Source organism: Roseomonas sp. 18066 (assembly GCF_902706185.1).
Taxonomy (GTDB): Bacteria; Pseudomonadota; Alphaproteobacteria; order Acetobacterales; family Acetobacteraceae; genus Pseudoroseomonas.
In genome coordinates this window covers 1-4,753 of the sequence record NZ_CACSJM010000252.1, presented here as the reverse complement: position 1 = coordinate 4,753, position 4,753 = coordinate 1, and the positions used below count along the sequence as shown (strand labels likewise).

Below are 4,753 nucleotides of genomic sequence, written 5' to 3'. Positions count from 1 at the left end.
CCCCGGCGCCGCCGGCCCCGCCCAGCCCGACGCCGGGGCCGCCGAGCACGGCCGCACCCTCGCGCGAGGCGACCACGCGGCCCGGCACCGGCCAGACGCCGGCCACGCCCAACACCGCCGACCGCAGCCAGTCGGTGCTGTCGACGCTGGAGCGGCTGCGCGCCGCGCAGCAGCAGAACGAGGCGCCGCGCGCCCGGCCCAATCCGGGCGGGGCGCCGGCCGCCGGCGGCGGCGCGCCCTCGGGCGCGGCGCTGCTGACCGCGGGCGAGGTGCGCGGCGTCTCCGAGCGGATCAGCGAATGCTGGTCGGTCGATGCCGGCATGCTCGGACTTGACCAGATCGTGGTCGAGCTGCGGGTGGACATCGATCCCAGCGGGGTCATACGCAACGTCCGCGCCGCCAATGGCGTTCCTTCGGACCCTCGCGCGCGTTCGGTGTTCGAAAGCGCGCGCCGCGCTTTGCTGGACCAGAAATGCAGCCCATTGCCCGTACCCCGCGAGAAGATCCCGTCGCTGAACTCGGCGATCTTCCGCTTCAGCCCGAGGGGCCTTGTCCGATGAACCAGTCTGTCCGGGTCGATGCCGCCCTTTCCCGCCGCCTGGCGCTGCTGGGCTTCGGCAGCCTGCTGGGCCTGCCGTCGCTGGCCCGTGCCCAGGCGCCGGCGGCCGGTGGCCCCGCCGCCGGCGGCCAGGTGATCGACATCACCCGCGCCCGCACCGACCCGATCCCGATCGCGCTGCCCGATTTCGCCGGCTCCTCCGGCCCGGCGCAGCAGCTCGGCCAGAACATCACCCGGGTGATCACCAACAACCTGCGCAATTCCGGCCTGTTCCGCCCGGTCGAGCGCGCCGCCTATATCCAGACGCCGGAGGCCGCCGCCGGCTCGCCGCGCTTCCAGGACTGGCGGGTGATCGGCGCCCAGGCGCTGGTGACCGGCCGCGCCGAGCCGCAGGGCGACCGCTCGCGCATCGAGTTCCGCCTGTGGGAAGTGGGCTCGGAGCAGCAGCTGCAGGGTACCGCCTACACCGCGAACGCCGCCAACTGGCGGCAGATCGCCCATGTCATCTCCGACGTCATCTATGAGCGGATGCTGGGCGAGAAGGGCTATTTCGACACCCGCATCGTCTATATCGCCGAGAGCGGCCCGCGCGACCGCCGCACCCGGCGGCTGGCGATCATGGACCAGGATGGCGAGAACCACCGCTTCCTGACCGACGGCACCTTCCAGGCGCTGACGCCCCGCTTCCATCCGAATGCGCGGCAGATCGCCTTCATGTCCTACAACAACAACCAGCCGCGGGTTTACCTGTTCAACCTGGACAGCGGCCGGCAGGAAGTGCTGGGCAACTTCAACGGCATGACGCTGTCGCCGCGCTTCAGCCCGGATGGCCGCAGCGTGGTGCTGTCCTCGGTGCGCGGCGGCGACGCCAATATCTATGTCGTCGACCTGGCCTCGCGCCGCGAGCGGCAGCTGACCTCGGGCGGCGGGCTCGACGTCTCGCCGAGCTATTCGCCCGACGGCACGCAGATCGTCTTCAACTCCGACCGCGGCGGCGACCAGCAGCTCTATGTCATGGATGCCGGCGGCGGCGGCTCGCGCCGGATCTCCTTCGGCAATGGCCGCTACGCGACGCCGGTCTGGTCACCGCGCGGCGACCTGATCGCCTTCACCCGCATTTCCGGCGGCCGCTTCGGCATCGGCGTGATGCGGCCCGACGGCTCGGGCGAGCGCATCCTGTCCGAGGGCTGGGCGATGGAAAGCCCGACCTTCGCGCCGAATGGCCGGGTGCTGGCCTTCTACCGCGAGAGCCAGGCGCGCGACACGCGCGGCGGCGGCTATTCGGCGCGGCTGTCGATGATCGACATCGCCGGCTTCAACGAGCGGCAGATCGTCACGCCGACCGACGCCACCGACCCGAGCTGGTCGCCGCTGCTGTCGTCCTGAGCGCAGCACGCATCCCTCCACCCCGCGCCATGCTTCAGGCGCGGGGCAGGGGCTGATCCGGCCGCCATGCAGCAAATGCTCAAGAAAATCTTTGCTGGCCGGTGGATGATTCCTTCGCCGGCCAGCCTTGCCTTAACCTATTCTTGTGCCGAGCCGTGCCAGGAGCCTTGCGCAGCGCGAGGGGCAACCATTCCAGGCCTGACGAATTGTCTGCCTTGAACGCGCCCCAATCAGAGCGTAACCGCGGCCGTAATTCGACCTTCGACGATGGGAATCGAAAGATGCAGATGAAGCTCCTCGGCGCGCTTGCCGCCGCCGCCCTGCTCGCCGCCTGCGCGAGCGAGGACAATTCCGGCGCCGCCACCGGCGCGGGCGCCGCCGGCGGTGCCGGCCTGGCCTCCGGCGCCGTGCGCCCGGGCAGCCAGGAAGACCTGGTCGCCAATGTCGGCGACCGCGTCTTCTTCGACACCGACAGCAGCTCGGTCCGCGGCGACCAGCGCGCCACGCTGGAGCGCCAGGCCGGCTGGCTCGGCCAGTACCCGCAGGTCCAGGTCGTCGTCGAAGGCCATTCCGACGAGCGCGGCACCCGCGAGTACAACCTGGCCCTCGGCCAGCGCCGCGGCAACGCGGCCCGCGACGGGCTGGTGGCGCTCGGCGTCTCCTCGGCCCGCCTGAGCGTGGTCTCCTACGGCAAGGACCGTCCGGCCGCCCTGGGCTCGACCCCGGACGCCTGGGCGCAGAACCGCCGCGCCGTCACCGTCGTCCGCTAAGCGGACAGGCCAACAGCCCGGCGTTGTTGACGCTGGGCTGAACGGCTGGGAAAAAGCGGCGGCCCCCGTGCAAACGGGGACCGCCGTTTTCGTTTGCCCCACGCTGATGTTCCCGGCGCTGTCCCGGAAGGATATGGCCATGCTCCGCAAGCTCCTGCTCCTCGCGCCGCTGCTGCTGCCGCTGCTGGCCCATCCCGCCGCCGCGCAGATGGAAAGCCGCGAGGGCATCGCCCTGCAGAACCAGATCCTCCAGCTGCGGCAGGAGCTCGACCAGGTGCGCCGGTCGGGCGGCAGCGGCGGCGCCTATCCGGCCCCGGTGCCGGTGGCGCCCCAGGGCCGGGGCAACGCCCCCTCCGGCTCGCCCGAGCTGATGAGCCAGCTGCTCGACCGCATCGGCCAGCTGGAGGAGGAGACCCGCCGGCTGCGCGGCCAGGCGCAGGAATCCGAATACCGCAACCGCACCCTGCAGCAGGCGGTCGAGAAGCTGCAGGGCGACATGGACTACCGGCTGCAGCAGCTGGAGCAGGCGGCGCCCGCCGGCGGCCGCCCGGCCGCCCCCGCCGCGGCGCCGCGCCAGCGCAGCGAGGCCGAGCCCGCGGCCCCGGCCGCGGCTGCCGCCGCCGCGCCGCGCACCGCCGAGCGGGCGCTGGCCGATGGCCAGGCGGCGCTGGGCCGGCGCGACTTCGCCGCCGCCGAGGGCGCCGCGCGCGAGGTGATGGCCGCCCGCAACAGCGCCCGCGCCCAGGATGCGCAGCTGCTGCTGGGCGACGCGCTGCTGGGCAAGCGCGATTTCCAGAACGCCGCGCTGGCCTATGACGACGCCTATCGCCGCAACCGCAGCGCCTCCCGCGCGCCGGAGGCGATGCTGGGCCTGGCCAATTCCTTCCTGGGCTTCGGCGCCAAGCGCGAGGCCTGCGCCACGCTCAACGACCTGCGCAGCGAGTTTCCGCGCCTGTCCGGCGCCATGGCCAGCCGCGCCGCCGAAAGCCGCAAGCGCGGCGGCTGCGGCTGACGGCGGCGACCGAGGCCTTCTTCCCGGCCCTGGCCGCGCTGGGGCCTTTCGGCGCGGCCCCGCGCCTGGCCGCCGGCGTCTCCGGCGGGCCGCATTCCCTGGCGCTGGCCCTCATCGCGCATGATTTCTGCCGGGCCCAGGGCGGTTCGCTCCTGGCCCTGGTCGTCGACCACGGCTTTCGCGCCGAAAGTGCCGCGGAAGCGCGCTGGACCGCCGAGACCCTCGAACACCACGGTATTGCTTCCCGCGTGATCAGCCTGGGCCTGCCGCGCGGCCCAGCGCTGCAGGAACGCGCCCGCGCCGGCCGCCTCGCCGCCATGCTCTCTTTCTGTGCCGAGGCGGGGCGGCCCTGGCTGCTGCTCGGCCAGCACCGGCTGGACCAGGCGGAGACGCTGCTGTTCCGGGCGCTGCGCGGCAGCGGCGGGGCAGGGCTGGCCGGCATGGCCGCCGCCCGCGCCACGTCAGAGGCGATGATCCTGCGGCCGCTGCTCGACACGCCCCCCGCCGCGCTGGAGGCGCTGCTCGCCGCCCGCGGGATCCTGCCCATCCGCGATCCGTCCAACGACGACGCCCGCTTCGCCCGGGTGCGGCTGAGGCAATCCCTGGCCGATGCGGGCGGCGAAGGGCAGGGGGCGCGGGCCCTGGCCGAGGCGGCGCGCGGCTTCGCCCATCGCCGGCGGGTGGCCGAGGCCGCGGTGGCGGCGCGCCTGGCCGCGACCTGCCGCATCGATCCGGCCGGCTGGGCCTTCGTGTCGCCGGCGGCGCTGGGCCGGGACCGCGTGGCGGCCGCGGCGCTGGCGGCGCTGGTCCGGCTGGTCACGGGGGCGGAGCATGCCCCGGCGGCGGCGGCGACCCGGGCGCTGCTGGCCCGCGGCGAGGGCACGCTGCATGGCGCGCAGTGGCAGGCGGGCTGGCTGGCGCGGGAGCCCGCGGCCTGCGCGCCGCCGGTCGCCGCGGTCGCGGGCGCGGGGTGGGACGGCCGCTGGCGGCTGCGCGGCACGCCGCCGGCGGGGTTCCTGCTCGGCG

The 4,753-nt window shown here is 74.2% G+C and carries 5 protein-coding genes; all 5 read left to right on the top strand.

Annotated elements, in window-relative coordinates; genetic code table 11:
- The first annotated feature begins 134 nt into the window (after window positions 1–134).
- The gene (locus GVN67_RS28025) at window positions 135–560 is read left to right on the top strand and encodes a hypothetical protein (protein ID WP_235035585.1); all 426 of its coding nucleotides are present in this window, start codon (window positions 135–137) and stop codon (window positions 558–560) included.
- Window positions 557–1,945: a Tol-Pal system beta propeller repeat protein TolB gene (gene tolB, locus GVN67_RS28020; protein WP_160000593.1), complete on the top strand. Its 1,389-nt coding sequence runs from the start codon at window positions 557–559 to the stop codon at window positions 1,943–1,945. Before GVN67_RS28025 ends, tolB begins: the two co-directional genes overlap by 4 nt.
- 281 nt (window positions 1,946–2,226) lie before the next feature.
- Window positions 2,227–2,715, top strand: a complete 489-nt coding sequence (pal, locus tag GVN67_RS28015) for a peptidoglycan-associated lipoprotein Pal (protein ID WP_160000592.1) — start codon at window positions 2,227–2,229, stop codon at window positions 2,713–2,715.
- Window positions 2,716–2,854: 139 nt separating this feature from the next.
- A complete protein-coding gene (locus tag GVN67_RS28010; protein ID WP_160000591.1) occupies window positions 2,855–3,727 on the top strand; it encodes a YbgF trimerization domain-containing protein in 873 nt (290 codons plus the stop codon).
- Window positions 3,628–4,753, top strand: a 1,126-nt coding sequence (gene tilS / locus GVN67_RS29830) for a tRNA lysidine(34) synthetase TilS (RefSeq protein WP_200845430.1), incomplete at its 3' end; no start/stop codon positions are given. The genes GVN67_RS28010 and tilS, both read left to right, overlap by 100 nt.

Bases quoted from the DNA above. Each gene is read 5' to 3' on its own strand.
- tolB (WP_160000593.1), top strand. From the start codon at position 557: ATGAACCAGTCTGTCCGGGTCGATGCCGCCCTTTCCCGCCGCCTGGCG.
- pal (WP_160000592.1), top strand. From the start codon at position 2,227: ATGCAGATGAAGCTCCTCGGCGCGCTTGCCGCCGCCGCCCTGCTCGCC.
- GVN67_RS28010 (WP_160000591.1), top strand. From the start codon at position 2,855: ATGCTCCGCAAGCTCCTGCTCCTCGCGCCGCTGCTGCTGCCGCTGCTG.